Source organism: Micromonospora sp. NPDC003197 (assembly GCF_053590565.1).
The window spans coordinates 81,233-94,260 of record NZ_JBSFTE010000018.1 but is presented as its reverse complement, the minus strand read 5'-3'; the positions used below and the strand labels follow the sequence as shown (position 1 = coordinate 94,260).

At 68.7% G+C, this 13,028-nt stretch carries 14 protein-coding genes; 9 read left to right on the top strand and 5 right to left on the bottom strand.

Annotation, left to right across the window (positions count from 1 at the left end):
* Positions 1-5 precede the first annotated feature (5 nt).
* From ACWDV4_RS20480 to ACWDV4_RS20470, 3 genes are read left to right on the top strand one after another with little or no spacing between them, the layout of a single operon-like run.
* The gene (locus ACWDV4_RS20480; protein WP_449981139.1) at positions 6-1,685 is read left to right on the top strand and encodes a right-handed parallel beta-helix repeat-containing protein; all 1,680 of its coding nucleotides are present in this window, start codon (positions 6-8) and stop codon (positions 1,683-1,685) included.
* A gap of 26 nt (positions 1,686-1,711) precedes the next feature.
* Positions 1,712-3,325, top strand: coding sequence for a type VII secretion protein EccE (eccE, locus tag ACWDV4_RS20475; protein ID WP_449981137.1), 1,614 nt, complete (start codon positions 1,712-1,714; stop codon positions 3,323-3,325).
* Positions 3,322-4,014, top strand: a complete 693-nt coding sequence (locus tag ACWDV4_RS20470) for a hypothetical protein (protein WP_449981135.1) — start codon at positions 3,322-3,324, stop codon at positions 4,012-4,014. Before eccE ends, ACWDV4_RS20470 begins: the two co-directional genes overlap by 4 nt.
* Positions 4,015-4,021: 7 nt before the next feature.
* Here the strand turns inward: ACWDV4_RS20470 and ACWDV4_RS20465 are convergent, their stop codons facing one another.
* From ACWDV4_RS20465 to ACWDV4_RS20455, 3 genes are all read right to left on the bottom strand, one after another.
* Entirely contained in the window at positions 4,022-4,291 is a 270-nt protein-coding gene (locus ACWDV4_RS20465; protein ID WP_449981133.1) for a GlsB/YeaQ/YmgE family stress response membrane protein, read from the bottom strand.
* A gap of 101 nt (positions 4,292-4,392) precedes the next feature.
* Positions 4,393-5,178: a YaaA family protein gene (locus ACWDV4_RS20460; RefSeq protein WP_449981131.1), complete on the bottom strand. Its 786-nt coding sequence runs from the start codon at positions 5,176-5,178 to the stop codon at positions 4,393-4,395.
* A 107-nt stretch (positions 5,179-5,285) separates the two neighbouring features.
* Entirely contained in the window at positions 5,286-6,575 is a 1,290-nt protein-coding gene (locus tag ACWDV4_RS20455; RefSeq protein WP_449981130.1) for an acyltransferase family protein, read from the bottom strand.
* Positions 6,576-6,735: 160 nt separating this feature from the next.
* Here ACWDV4_RS20455 and ACWDV4_RS20450 point away from each other — a divergent pair, with 160 nt between their 5' ends.
* Positions 6,736-7,254, top strand: coding sequence for an NUDIX domain-containing protein (locus tag ACWDV4_RS20450; protein WP_449981128.1), 519 nt, complete (start codon positions 6,736-6,738; stop codon positions 7,252-7,254).
* 45 nt (positions 7,255-7,299) lie between these two features.
* On the opposite strand, the gene ACWDV4_RS20445 is transcribed toward ACWDV4_RS20450, so the two are convergent.
* Together ACWDV4_RS20445 and ACWDV4_RS20440 are read right to left on the bottom strand one after the other, a co-directional pair.
* Positions 7,300-7,839, bottom strand: coding sequence for an RNA 2'-phosphotransferase (locus ACWDV4_RS20445; RefSeq protein ID WP_449981126.1), 540 nt, complete (start codon positions 7,837-7,839; stop codon positions 7,300-7,302).
* A gap of 56 nt (positions 7,840-7,895) precedes the next feature.
* Entirely contained in the window at positions 7,896-8,945 is a 1,050-nt protein-coding gene (locus tag ACWDV4_RS20440) for a sigma-70 family RNA polymerase sigma factor (RefSeq protein WP_449981125.1), read from the bottom strand.
* A gap of 76 nt (positions 8,946-9,021) precedes the next feature.
* Here ACWDV4_RS20440 and ACWDV4_RS20435 point away from each other — a divergent pair, with 76 nt between their 5' ends.
* The 5 genes from ACWDV4_RS20435 (at position 9,022) to ACWDV4_RS20415 (ending at position 13,013) form a co-directional block, all read left to right on the top strand.
* Positions 9,022-9,702 carry a maleylpyruvate isomerase family mycothiol-dependent enzyme gene (locus ACWDV4_RS20435; RefSeq protein ID WP_449981123.1) on the top strand — a complete coding sequence of 227 codons (681 nt, stop codon included), beginning with the start codon at positions 9,022-9,024 and terminating at the stop codon, positions 9,700-9,702.
* Positions 9,703-9,759: 57 nt separating this feature from the next.
* Complete coding sequence (locus ACWDV4_RS20430; RefSeq protein WP_449981121.1) at positions 9,760-10,290, top strand: toxin-antitoxin system HicB family antitoxin; 531 nt, start codon at positions 9,760-9,762, stop codon at positions 10,288-10,290.
* 116 nt (positions 10,291-10,406) lie between these two features.
* On the top strand, positions 10,407-11,252 hold the full coding sequence (locus tag ACWDV4_RS20425; RefSeq protein WP_449981119.1) for a DUF4097 family beta strand repeat-containing protein: 846 nt from the start codon (positions 10,407-10,409) through the stop codon (positions 11,250-11,252).
* Positions 11,253-11,274: 22 nt separating this feature from the next.
* Positions 11,275-12,225 carry an ATP-binding cassette domain-containing protein gene (locus ACWDV4_RS20420; RefSeq protein WP_449981117.1) on the top strand — a complete coding sequence of 317 codons (951 nt, stop codon included), beginning with the start codon at positions 11,275-11,277 and terminating at the stop codon, positions 12,223-12,225.
* Entirely contained in the window at positions 12,222-13,013 is a 792-nt protein-coding gene (locus ACWDV4_RS20415) for an ABC transporter permease (RefSeq protein ID WP_449981115.1), read from the top strand. Before ACWDV4_RS20420 ends, ACWDV4_RS20415 begins: the two co-directional genes overlap by 4 nt.
* Positions 13,014-13,028: the final 15 nt, after the last annotated feature.

Here is a 13,028-nt window from a genome sequence, read left to right as displayed (position 1 = left end):
GAGCCATGACGCGCACCCTTCTCGTCTCCCCGGATCAGCCCGGCGCCTACCCGTCGATCGGCGAAGCGCTGGCGGCGGTGACGGACGACACCGTGGTATCGGTCAGCCCCGGCACCTACTACGAGGCGCTGTTCATCAACGATCGTGGCGTCACCATCGTCGCCGCGCAGGGGCCGGGAACGGTCACCATCGACGCCTCGTCCGGTGCCTATCCGACCGTGTCCTGCAACAACGGTCGCCTCGAACTACGCGACCTCGTCCTGCGGTCCGGTGACGCCCCGACGGTCACGGTCGACCGGGCGAAACTGACCATGACCGGCTGTGAACTGAGCGCCGGCTTCGGCGCGGCCGTCAACGTGGGCAGCCGGTCCGAGTTCGAGCTGGCCCGCTGCCGGGTGGCCGGTGGGCGCTACGGCCTCGTCGTCGAGGATGCCAACGGCACCGTCGAGGGCTGCGAGTTCGCCGACCTGGTCGAGGACGGCATCATCATCCGAATCGGTGCCAGCCCGACGGTCCGGACCAGCACCGTCACCCGATGCGGCGGCCGGGGCATCTACGTCTACCAGTACGGCCGACCCACGATCGAAGCCTGCGACATCTCGCAGACCAACGGCGCGGGCATCGCCGTCGCACACCAGAGCGCTCCCGTACTGCGTCGGTGCCGGATCCGCGACACCCGGGGGCCGGCGGTCTCGTTCGCCCGGGGCTGCCAGGGCACGGTCGAGGAGTGCACGACGGAGAACACCGGCGTGCCAGCGATCGAGGTGGCCGAGGGCGCCACCCCCACCATCGTGGAGGGTGCGGCCAGCAAGCGGGCCGTGTTCGGCGCGGAGGCCGCCCAAGCCGTCACCCAGCAAGACGCCGCCCGGGTGGAGAAGCTCCTGGCCGACCTCGACGCGATGGTGGGGTTGGAGACGGTCAAGGACGAGGTCCGGGCCCTGATCGACGAGATCCAGGTCAACGAGTGGCGGCGGGGAGCCGGGCTACCGGTCGGTGCCGTCAGCCATCACCTGATCTTCGCGGGCGCACCGGGTACCGGTAAGACCACCGTGGCGCGCATCTACGGCGAGTTGCTCGCCGCGCTCGGTGCGCTGCCGGGCGGAGACTTCCGCGAGGTGTCCCGGCGAGACCTGGTCGGCCAGTACCTCGGGCACACGGCCGAGAAGACGGCCGCCGCCTTCGAGCAGGCCCGCGGTGGGGTGCTCTTCATCGACGAGGCGTACACCCTGTCGCGCTCCTTCGGCAGCGGCGGTGACTTCGGCCAGGAGGCCATCGACACCCTGGTCAAACTGATGGAAGACCACCGTGACGAGGTGGCCGTCATCGCCGCGGGATACACCGCCGAGATGTTGCAGTTCCTCGACGCCAACCCTGGTCTGGCGTCGCGGTTCGCCAAGACCATCGAGTTCGGCAACTACTCCCCGGAGCAATTGGTCATCATCGTCCAGCGAATAGCCGGAGGCGACGAGTACCTGCTGGGGGATGGCGTCGTCGACGTACTGCAGGACCACTTCGCCAACATCGAACGCGACCAGAACTTCGGCAACGCCCGCGAGGCGCGCAAGCTCTTCGAGGGGGTACGGAAGGCGCAGGCGCAACGGCTGCGGCAGTCCGGACAGCGACCGAGCCTGGACGACCTCCGCACGGTGACCGCTGCTGACGTTCGCGTGGCAACCGGCCGCTGAATGGCCGCCGAGACAAGAAGGGACCTGTGGTGACAGCTCCCGGCGCGGCGCGTCCCGGTGAGCCGGGGTGGCAGCACCAGGCAGCCGGAGCGGCACAGCCGCCCTCAGCGGCTGCGGCCCGCCCGGCGACAGGACCAGGCCAGGCTTCGACACCGACCGTCACCTGGGCCGGTCCTGCGGCACCTGGGGTTCATGGGCATGCGACCGGCGCGCCCGGGTCGGCTCAGGCTGCCTATCCGCAGGCTGCCTATCCGCAGGCCGCCTATCCGCAGGCCGCCCAGGCACAGCCGTACACGCAGACACAGGCGCAGGCGAGGGGTGCGGCGGCCGCTGCCCCGTACGCCGCTCAGGCCGCCGCCGCCAGCGTCGCGGCGACAAGCGGACCCCCGGCCCAGGCTGGCGCTGCGGTCTCGGCCCGAGCCAGCGTCGCCGCCCAGACCACAGCGGCGGCGGAATCCGCAGCGGCGGTAGCCCGGCCCCGTCCGCTGCGGTCGGGCATGGGCACCTTCCACGTCGCGCAACTACTGGGCTGGCAGGCGGCCGGTGCCGCTGGGCTCGCCGCCTACCAGCACAGCGTCATGGCCACCGCCGCCGTATCGGCCGGCGCGGCGCTGACCCTCGCCCCGACCCTGATCCGACTGCACGGGCGATGGGCCTACCAGTGGCTACCGTTGTGGCTGCGCTACCGGTTCCGTTCGCACCGGCTGCCGACCAGCGGCGGTAACCAGGCCCTCAACCTGCTCTCCTTCGTGGAAAGCAGTGCCGCGCTCGACACCCTCGACATCGACGACCAGTCGGTGGCACTCATCGGACACCGCGGCGGACTCAGCGCCGTGTTCGAACTGGAGCCGGCCGACGGGTCGCTGGTCGTCGGCCGGCCGCAGCCCATCCCCTCACCGGCGGAGCTGCTGCCCGCCGTCGACGACGAGTCGCCGTCGATCACCGTACAGCTGCTGATCCACGTCGCGCCGGCACCGAGGGTGACTCTCGGACCCGGTGTGGTCGACCGGTCCTACCGGGAGTTGACCAACGGTGACGTGCCCGCGCACCGTCGCGTGTGGGTGGTGCTCCAGGCGGCCCGCACCCCGGACTTCTACTCCGACGCCGACCTGCGGCCCGCACTGGCCTCGGCCATCCGTCGTACCCGTCGACGGCTACAACGGGACCGGATCACCGCCCGGTTACTCAACCGCGACGAGTTGCTGGCCGCCGTCGGCTACCTGGCCGAGCTGCCTCCGCAAGCTGACAAGGGCAACGTGTACGGCGCCGCCAGCAACCGGATACTGGCCCGCGAGGGCTGGCAGACCTGGTGGACAGAGCAGGTACCGCAAAGTAGCCATCGGCTCGTCCAGTGGCCCCGGATGCCCTGGCAGATCGACAGCCTGCTGCGTCAGCTACCAACCCTCGCCAGCGTGGTTTCCGTTGCGGTTACCCGTGATCCGAACCGCACCTCGCCCGGCGACGACGTGGCCGTCGAGGTCGGGCTCCGGATCATCGCCCGGGACGCGAAGACGCTGGCCGCAGGCAACCAGGCACTGGCCGAGGCGGTACGGCGAGACGGTGGCCGCACCGAGCGGCTCGACGGTGAACAGGTGCGTGGCCTCGCCGCCACGTTGCCGTTCGGAGGTTTCCTGCGGTGAACGGCTCCGCGTTTCCGGCCAGCCGGATGGGTCTCTACTTGTCCGAACCGGCAGCCTTCGGCAGTCTCGACCTACTGGCTGGTGCCGGTGGTCTGGTCATCGGGCACAACCGGCAGAAGGAGCCGGTCGTACTGCGCCTGTTCCGGCCGGAGCCGGTACGGCTGATGCTCGTCGGCGGGGTCCGCTGCGCCCAACTGCTGGCGTCGCGGGCAGTCGCGCTCGGTGCCCAGCTGTTCATTCAGACCGGGCGGGAGCAGGTGTGGGACGCGTTCCTGCGCAGCGCCGTCATCGGCCGGGACATCGTCTCCTTCCTCCCGGTCGGGGCGCAGCCACCCCAGCCGGCGTCCCCGTCCGCGCCGCAGCTGATGATCGTCGATACCGGCCCGGCCACCGGGCCCGACCCGACCACCGGCACGCCCTGGCGGGCGACTCTGGTGGTCCGGGACGACCTGGCCAGTTGGGACGTGGACGCGCTGGTACGCAGCGACGTGGTGCTGCTGCAGCGGTTGACCGAGCCGGAGGCGGCCCTGGCCGTATCGACCCTCGGGTTGGCGGAGGCACAGAACTGGTTGCCTCGGATCCATCCCGAGATGGTGGGTCTGGTCAGCAAGGGCCGGTTGCAGTGGGTGATGCTGAGCATGACCAACTCGGAACGCAGCCTCCTCGGTACGGTGGAGCGGGCCGGCTGACCGAGGGTCAGTAGCTGCGGCGACCGTAGGCACCGGCCGCGATCGCGACACCCACAGCGGCGAAGGCGACCTGGATGAACAGCTCGATCCAGTCGACCCCACCGGTGTCGTCGACGCCGAGGGCAGCCGCGACGATCGTGCCCAGCAGCGCGGCGACCACACCGATGACCAGGGTGAGCCAGATCGGGATGCTCTGCTTGCCGGGTACGACGAGCCGGCCCAGGGCACCGATGATCAGGCCGATGATGATGGCGGTGAAGATGCCGGTAACTTCCATGAGAGCCGTCCCCTCAACGTTTGTCGTCTGGGCCGGTCATTGCCCACCGCCACCGGTACCGAAACTCGGCCGGACCTGCCTTCGGGCAGTGCGGTCGGTGATCAGTCGGACAGTCGGACGCTGAGGCCCTTGCCACCGAAATCCTGGCACACGAAGACCGGCTGCTGTGGTGTGCTCGCCTCGGCATCGAAGCGATAGCCGATCTCGGCAAACTCCGGAATGCGCTGCACCGTGTCGACCCGGCTCGTGAGCAGCCAGCGAGCGAACGCACCTCGGGCGATCTTGGCGTGCACGACCACGAACTTGGGTGCGCCGGTCTTGGGGTCGACGGTCAGGAACTTGGGGGTGACCAACCGGCTCTGGTCGATGAACGGTGTCACCGTCTTGCTGTATTCGACGGCGGCCAGGTTCACGATGAGTCCGCTGTCGGGCAGACAACGGGCGATCGCGTCCCCCCAGAAGCGGTAGAGGTTGGCGTACGTCGGGTCGGGCAACCGGTAGCCCATCTCGAGCCGGTACGGCTGGATCCCGTCGTTGGGGCGCAGGATGCCGTACAGGCCGGAGAGGATGCGCAGATGCCGATCGGCGTAGTCCCGATCCGCCGGGGCGAGGTCCCCGGCGTGTAGGCCGCTGTAGATGTCACCGACGAAGGCGTCCACGGCCGGCATCTGGGCCTGCGGATCGACTCCCCAGTCGGCGAGGAGCGCGTGCGTACGCTCCGCCAGGTCGGGTGAGACCGCCATTACCTTCGTCACCTGCTCCGGGGAGAGGGTCTTCAGGTAGTCGGCGAGGGTCCGGGCCCGATCGAGCAGGGCCGGCGTGCCGAGTGACAGGTCACCGCGCGCCGAGGGCCGCATCGTCTTCGAGGAATGGAGCAGAATGATCATTTCTTGTCGATCCTACCAATCAACCCGGTCACGACCCGCCCTAGCGCCTTCCATCCGGCCGCCTGGTCGCCGCCACCCGAGACACACCACCCGCCCGCCAATCTTCGTCAGCTTCCCTTCCGGGTCTGTCTCGGCACCATCACCGTCGGTGACGTGCTCCCTGATGTCGTCGTCGCTGATGACGTGCTCCCTGATGCCGCTGTCGCTGGTGTCCCGGTGGCCGGGACGGCCCGTCGCCGAGGGGCGAGCAGGCGCATCATCGGCTTTTCCACGAACCGGAAGAGCAGCCAGGCGAGGACCAGGTTGAGCAGCAGGAAGCCGACTGCGGCAGCCGGACCGCGCCAGCCGGGAAGACCGCCGATGGTGTCGGTCATCCGCAGCACGGTGGTGACCACGAAAACGTGCACCAGGTAGAAGGCGAATGACACCTCGCCGAGCCAGATCATCGGTCGCGATCGCCACGGCGACCAGGTACCGCGCACGTCCGCGTCGGCCGCGGCGGCGATCACCAACACGTAGGCGACGGCCAACAACGTCGTCCACCACTGGGCGGGAATCCAGAAGCTGGCGACGATCCAGGTCGCGACGAAGATGGCGCTGGCGACCGGCAGGTTCGGGCCGCGCCAGCAGCCCCGCCGCAGCAGCTCGCCGGCGGCCACGCCGAGCCAGAACTCCAGGGACCGGACCAGCGGGAACACCTGCGTGAACCACCAGCGGTCCGCCTCCGGCACCAACGCCTGGGCCGGCCACATGGCCAGGATCAGCAGCGGCATGGCGACGACGACGGCGTACAGCATCCACGGTTTGGCCCGACGGATCGCCGGCAGGGCCAACGGCAGGCATAGGTAGAAGAACAGCTCGCAGGAGAGCGACCAACTGACCGTGTTGACGCTGTAGAACCAGCCAGGTGTCGGGTTCCACGCCTGCACCAGGAAGAGGTTCGACAGCAGTACCTTGATGTTCTGCGGCTCGGCCCAGTAGAAGACGCCAAACGCCAGCACGACGGCCCACATCACCGCATGACTTGGGAAGATCTTGGCGATTCGCCGACGCCAGAAAACGTGGCGGGGTTCACCGAGCCGGGCCGACCACACCAGTACGAACCCGCTGAGAATAAAGAAGAACTGCACCCCGGAGAGGCCGAGCGTGAACAGTCGGCTGACCACCGCCTGGTAGTCGGGATCGGCGATGACGTGCATCGTCCCGACGTGGAAGCCGAATACCAGCATCGCGGCGATCCACCGCAGGCCGGTGAGGGACGGCAGCCGGTTCAACGGCGCCCGGACGGCGGCGGGGCTGGACTCCTTCCTGCTAGCCGAGGTGTCCGGGCTGCCCAGGGCGACAGCAGGGCTCTCGGCGGTGGACAGCGGTCCTGGGGGCATCGGAACGGAAGTCATAACGCCGGGCACTCTAGCCCGTTCGGCCGATGCCGAGATCGGGCGGCCCGGCACGGTCGACGCCGTACCCCGGGTAGCTACCCGCGGGCCATCGGTACCGAAGCGTTGCGGTCACAGGTCGACGACGGACGATCTGCTGGCACGGGTATCGTGCTGCCACGTGACCGGCACTCCGTACGCCCACTGTTCGTCCTGCGGCACTGCCTACCCGACTTCGGCCGGCTGGCCCCGGATATGTGCTACCTGTGAGCACACCGTCTGGCGTAATCCGATACCGGTGGCGGTAGCGATCCTGCCGGTCGTCACGGCCAACGGCCTGGGCGTGGTGGTGCAGCGCCGCGACATCGAGCCGGCCCGAGGACTACTGGCGTTACCCGGTGGCTTCATCGAACACGGTGAGGACTGGCGGGACGCGCTGGTCCGGGAACTCCGTGAGGAGACCGGTCTGGTCGGCGATGTCGACACGGTGCGGTTGTTCGACGTACGGAGTGCGCCCAGCGGCGGGACTGTCCTGATCTTCGGCACCTTGCCGGCCCAACCTGCCGATCAGATGCCCGCCTCGGCCCCCACCGACGAGGCAACCGAGTGGTTGGTGGTCACCGAGCCGACCGAACTCGCCTTCTCCACCCACACCGAGGTGCTGACCCGGTTCCTCACCGAGCAGTCCGGCACCGCCTGATCTCCGCGGGTCTGATCGAACAGCTGGCCCGGATCGTGGACGGGATCAGGCAAGCAGATAGTTCACCGGTACGGCGTCGGTGAGCCAGACCCCGTTGTCGCTGCGGTAGAAGGCGTGGCCGTCGCGGTCCATTGCCGCCGCGTCCACGGTCAGTATCACCACGGGACCGCTGCGCCGGGCCCCCACCCGTCGGGCCGTCTCGACATCGGCAGAGAGGTGGACGTGGTGACGGTTGCCCCGGTTGAGGCCGGTGGCGCGAATGGATTCGAGCACGGCGGCGCTGGTGCCGTGGTAGAGGTGGTGCGGCGGGATCTGCGGCACCAGCCCGAGTTCGACCGGGATCGAGTGCCCCTGATTGGCCCGGATCCGTTCCACGCCATCGGGTCCATGCTGGACGGCGAACCGCTGTTTGTCGTTTTCGGCCACGACCAGGTCGAGGTCGGCCCGGCCTATCCGTAGCGCGACCAGGAACTCGTCAAGCGGCACCCAACCTGCGGCGTCGAGGGCGAGGCCGAACCGTCCCGGGTTGTGCCGCAAGGCCCGCGACATTCGCTTGCTCAGTTTGACCAGGCTTCGGCGATCCACTCGGGCATTGTCACCCGGGTCACAGATGCGATCCAGCGGATATCTCCTCGCTCAGGTCAGGAGAGCCGGGCCGGCAGGCCGAAGGGCACAAAGTGGTCGGCACCGAGGAATGAGGTGAGTTCGGCGATGCGCTCTCCGCGCAGGGTCAGCACTGTGATCGACCAGGCGACATGCGGACCGGCGGCGTCGTCCCCGAGGTAGAACGCCACGGCCGGCTGACCGTTTGCGCTGGTCAGGAGGTGACGCCAGCTTGGGCAACGGGTCATCGGGACCTGCCAGGCGAAGTCGGCGACCGCCGTGATGCCGTGGTACCAGTGTGGCAGCGGCGGCATCGACCAGGTGACGTCCTCGGTCAACAGGGCGACCAGGGCGTCGATGTCGCCGCCCGTCAACGCGTCGGCGTACCCACCGACGATCTCCCGTACCCGGGCGTCGTCGATCTTCCGCAACGTCTGCTGCTGCGTACGGGACGGCACCTTCTCCTTGACCGTCTTGCGAGCCCGCGCCAACGCGGAGTTCACCGAAGTGGTCGAGGTGTCCATCATCGCGGCGATCTCGACGGCGGAGAAACCGAGGACATCGAACAACAACAGCACTGCCCGTTGGTTGCCGGGCAGGTGTTGCAGTACGGCGACGAAGGCGAGTTCGACAGCCTCCCGCCGCTCGTAACGCGCATGCGGGCTGGCCGGGCCGTCCATGAGGTCGGTGTCCGCGTACGGGCCCAGCCAGCCGACCTCGGTCGACGGAACGTTCCCGTCGAGTACGGCGTGGTCGCTGGACGGGCCGAAGTCGACGGGCAGCACCCGTCGCCCCCGGGCCTTGATGATGTCCAGGCAGGTACGGGTGGTCGTGGTGTAGAGCCACGACCTCAGCGAGCCACGCCCCTCGAAGCGCGCCAGCCCGCGCCATGCCCGCAGCAAGGCATCCTGCAGCGCATCGTCGGCATCGTGGGTCGAGCCAAGCATCTGGTAACAGTGGGCGTGTAGTTCGCGTTGCAGTGGCGCCACCAGGCGGGCGAACGCGGATTCGTCCCCAGCACGTGCGCACGCCAGGTCGGCGTTCTCGGACGCGGGTTCAGCAGACCTTGCCGAGAAAACTTCGCTCACAAGCGACGAGTCTGCCCCATCATGGCGGTCTTACCACTGGCAGTCCAACGCCGACCCGACGCAGGAGACCTCCGACATGACCAACTCGAAGCAGCAGACAGCCCGGCGCAGCGATGCCCGCATCTGGCCCCTGATCCACGACGAGCGGGCCGCCCTTGCGACCGATCTGGCGAGTCTGACCGACGAACAGTGGGTGACGCCGTCGCTGTGCACCGGCTTGTCGGTGCGGGAGGTGCTTGCCCACCTCACGGCGGGGGCCAGCCTCAACACCGTTCGGTGGCTCGCGGGCGTGATCCGCTGCCGGTTCGACTTCGACAAGCAGGTGGCGATGCGGCTGGCCGAACAGTTGGGCGCGACCCCGGCCGAGACGCTCGCGAGGTTCCGCCGCAGTGTCACGAGCACCACCAAACCGCCGCTTCCGACCGTGGCGATGCTCGGTGAGTCGATCGTGCACGGGGAGGACATCCGGCAGCCGCTGGGTATTCGTCGCGACTACCCGATCGAGACCATCACGATGGTGGCCGAGTACTACCAGGGCTCCGACCTCGTCGTACTGGCCAAGGGGCGGATCGATGGCCTGCGACTCGTCGCGACCGATGGGCCCTTCACCAGCGGCACCGGGCCACTGGTGTCCGGCACCACCCTGGCGCTTGTAATGGCGATGACCGGGCGCACCCGGTACTGCGACGAGATCGAGGGCGACGGCGTCGCGACCTTGCGTAACCGCTCCTTAGCGCACGACCCCGGAACCAACTGAGCCATCTTTGAGCCAAAGCGGCTTGACATGGTGCCACTTTGACACCACCATGATGTCATGGATTTGCTGCCGTACGTCGAACTGCTCCGACGGGAACTCGCGGTCGCCGCCGAAGCCGGCGGCGACGAGGCGCGAGCCCTCGCCGAGCGCCTCACCGCTCCCCTCGAATCCGCGATCCGGCTCACCCTGCTGGAGGCGCTCTCCACCGCCACCGCGGAGATCACCCGCGACCTGGCCCCGGGCTCGGTCCACCTACGCCTACAGGGACGCGATCCGGACTTCGTGGTAACCCCGGCCCCGGTCGACCAGCCGGTGCCGACAGAACCCGAGCCGAGCATCCCCCCGCCGCCCATGGAGGAGATCCCGGCCACCGGCGGCGACAAGGGCGCGACCGCCCGGATCAACCTTCGTCTGCCCGACGACCTCAAGACCCGGGTCGAGGAGGCCGCCGCCCGGGAACGGCTCTCGGTCAACGCCTGGCTCGTCCGCGCCGTCGCTGACGCGCTGTCGCCGACCCGCCCCGCGCATCCCGCCACCGAGCACCGGGCCTCCAGCCATGGCCAACGCTTCACCGGCTGGGCCCGCTGACCGCACTGGCCGACTGCCCCACTGGCCGACTGCCCCACTGGCCCACTGGCCCACTGGCCCGCTAAGCCCACTGAACGCAACGCCACCGCTCAACAGCTTTCAAGAAAGGGACCATCATGCCGACCTTCGACACCCCCCAACCGATCTCCGTCACCCTCAGCCTCAGCATGGTCGTCGCCAACGTGCAGGTCATTGCCAGTGACCGCGTCGACACCAATGTGGATGTACAACCCATCGACCCGACCAGCAAGGCCGACCTCAAGGTCGCCGAACAAACCCGCGTCGAGTACGCCAACGGCCGGCTGACGATCAAAGCCCCGAAGCTCGGCTCGCTGTTCACCCGTACCGGGGGGATCGACGTCACGCTCGAACTCCCGTCCGGCTCCCAGATCGAGGGCGAGACCGGCATGGGCGATCTCCGCTGCGCCGGCCGACTCGCCGAGTGCCAGCTCAAGAACGGCTACGGAAAGATCCGCATCGACCAGGCCGGGGCGGTGAAGCTGCACAGCGGCAGCGGAGACGTGATCGTGGAGCACATCGCCGGCAACGCCGAGGTGACCAACAGCAACGGGGCCATCCGCCTGGGCCGGATCGACGGGCCGGCAACGGTCAAGAACTCCAACGGTGACAGTTGGATCGGCGAGGTCGCCGGCGAGCTACGGCTCAGGTCGGCGAACGGCGGGATCACCGTCGACCGGGCACACGCCAACGTCACCGCGACGACCGCCAACGGCAGCGTACGACTCGGCGAGGTGGTCCGCGGCACGGTCACCCTGGAGAGCGCTGCCGGCAGCCTCGAGGTGGGCGTCCGCAACGGCACCGCCGCCTGGCTCGACCTGAAGACCATCGCTGGGCGGGTCCGCAACGAACTGGAGTCCTCCACCGGCCCGGGCGACGCCGGAGACACCGTGGAGATCCGCGCTCGCACCTCCGTCGGCAGCATCACCGTCCGCCGTTCCTGACCCGAATTCCTGGAGGAAAGCAATGTCCCGCCAACCCGCGATCGTGGCCACCGGGCTACGCAAGGCGTACGGCGACAAGCTCGTGCTCGACGGCATCGACCTGACCGTGCCGCCGGGAACGATCTTCGCCCTGCTCGGCCCCAACGGGGCCGGAAAGACCACCACCGTCCAGATCCTCTCCACCCTGATCCGCGCCGACGCTGGTCAGGTGCGGATCGCCGGGCACGACCTGCACAGCGACCCCGACGGCGTACGCAACGCCATCGGGGTCACCGGCCAGTTCTCCGCCGTGGACAATCTGCTCACCGGGGCGGAGAACATGGCCCTGATGGCGAACCTGCGCCACCTGGACCGATCCACCGGGCGGCGGCGCATCGCCGCGCTACTGGAACAGTTCGACCTGGTCGAGGCGGCCGGCAAACCGGTGGTCACCTACTCCGGCGGCATGCGTCGGCGGCTCGACCTGGCGATGACCCTGGTCGGGGACCCGAGCGTCATCTTCCTCGACGAACCGACCACCGGCCTGGACCCGCGCAGCCGTCGCACCATGTGGCAGATCATCCGTGACCTCGTCCGCGGCGGGGTGACCATCTTCCTCACCACGCAATACCTGGAGGAGGCGGACCAACTCGCCGACCGGATCGCCGTCCTCGACCACGGGCACCTGGTCGCGGAAGGAACCGCCGACGAGCTCAAGCGACGCATTCCCGGCGGTCACGTACGGCTCCGGTTCAGCGGTGCCGCCGGGCTCGACCAGGCCACGCGGATCCTCACCCATGTCACGCGCGACGACGACGCGCTCAGCCTGCACGTCCCGCACGACGGCAGTGTCCGGTCGCTGCGCGCCCTACTGGGCCGCCTCGACGACGCCGCCATCGAGGTCGACGAACTGTCGGTGCACACCCCGGACCTCGACGACGTCTTCCTCGCCCTCACCGGCCAACCCGACAAGGAAAGGGTTTCCGTACGATGAGCACGCTTGCCTACGCCGTACGTGATTCGAGCACGATGCTGCGCCGCAACCTCCGACGCATGCAGCGCTATCCGTCGATGACGCTGCTGCTCATCGGTATGCCGGTCGTCCTCCTGCTGCTCTTCGTCTACGTCTTCGGCGGCACGATCGGTGCCGGCCTCGGTGGCAGTTCGGGTGGCAGGGCAGAGTACGCGAACTACATCACCCCTGGCGTCCTCCTGATCACCATCGCCAGTGTCGCGCAGGGAACGGCGATATCCGTCGCCATGGACATGACCGAGGGCATCATCGCCCGGTTCCGTACGATGGCGATCTTCCGACCCTCGGTGCTGACCGGCCACGTGCTTGGCAGCATGATCCAGGCCATGCTCGCGGTGGCCGTCGTCACCGGGGCCGCCCTGCTCGTAGGCTTCCGCCCCACCGCCACCCCGGTCGAGTGGCTCGCCGCCATCGGTGTGGTCGCCGCGATCTCCTTCGCGGTCGTCTGGTTCGCGGTCGCCTGTGGCCTGGTGAGCAAGAGCGTCGAGACGGCCAGCAACCTGCCCATGCCGCTCATCCTGCTGCCGTTCCTCGGCAGTGGATTCGTTCCCACCGACTCGATGCCCGCCGCGGTGCGCTGGTTCGCCGACTACCAGCCCTTCACCCCCGTCATGGAGACCCTCCGGGGGCTGCTGTTGGGCAGCGGTATCGGCAACAGTGCCTGGCTGGCCCTCGGCTGGAGCGCCGTCATCGCCCTGGTCAGTTACCTGTGGGCGCGGAAGCTCTACAGCCGCGACTCCGCCCGCTGACCATCGAGGCGTCCC

Excerpts from the sequence above, each read along its gene's own strand:
- ACWDV4_RS20425 (WP_449981119.1), top strand. The coding sequence starts at position 10,407 with ATGCCGACCTTCGACACCCCCCAACCGATCTCCGTCACCCTCAGCCTC.
- ACWDV4_RS20435 (WP_449981123.1), top strand. The coding sequence starts at position 9,022 with ATGACCAACTCGAAGCAGCAGACAGCCCGGCGCAGCGATGCCCGCATC.
- ACWDV4_RS20430 (WP_449981121.1), top strand. The coding sequence starts at position 9,760 with ATGGATTTGCTGCCGTACGTCGAACTGCTCCGACGGGAACTCGCGGTC.
- ACWDV4_RS20455 (WP_449981130.1), bottom strand. The coding sequence starts at position 6,575 with ATGACTTCCGTTCCGATGCCCCCAGGACCGCTGTCCACCGCCGAGAGC.
- ACWDV4_RS20465 (WP_449981133.1), bottom strand. The coding sequence starts at position 4,291 with ATGGAAGTTACCGGCATCTTCACCGCCATCATCATCGGCCTGATCATC.
- ACWDV4_RS20415 (WP_449981115.1), top strand. The coding sequence starts at position 12,222 with ATGAGCACGCTTGCCTACGCCGTACGTGATTCGAGCACGATGCTGCGC.
- ACWDV4_RS20480 (WP_449981139.1), top strand. The coding sequence starts at position 6 with ATGACGCGCACCCTTCTCGTCTCCCCGGATCAGCCCGGCGCCTACCCG.
- ACWDV4_RS20420 (WP_449981117.1), top strand. The coding sequence starts at position 11,275 with ATGTCCCGCCAACCCGCGATCGTGGCCACCGGGCTACGCAAGGCGTAC.
- ACWDV4_RS20460 (WP_449981131.1), bottom strand. The coding sequence starts at position 5,178 with ATGATCATTCTGCTCCATTCCTCGAAGACGATGCGGCCCTCGGCGCGC.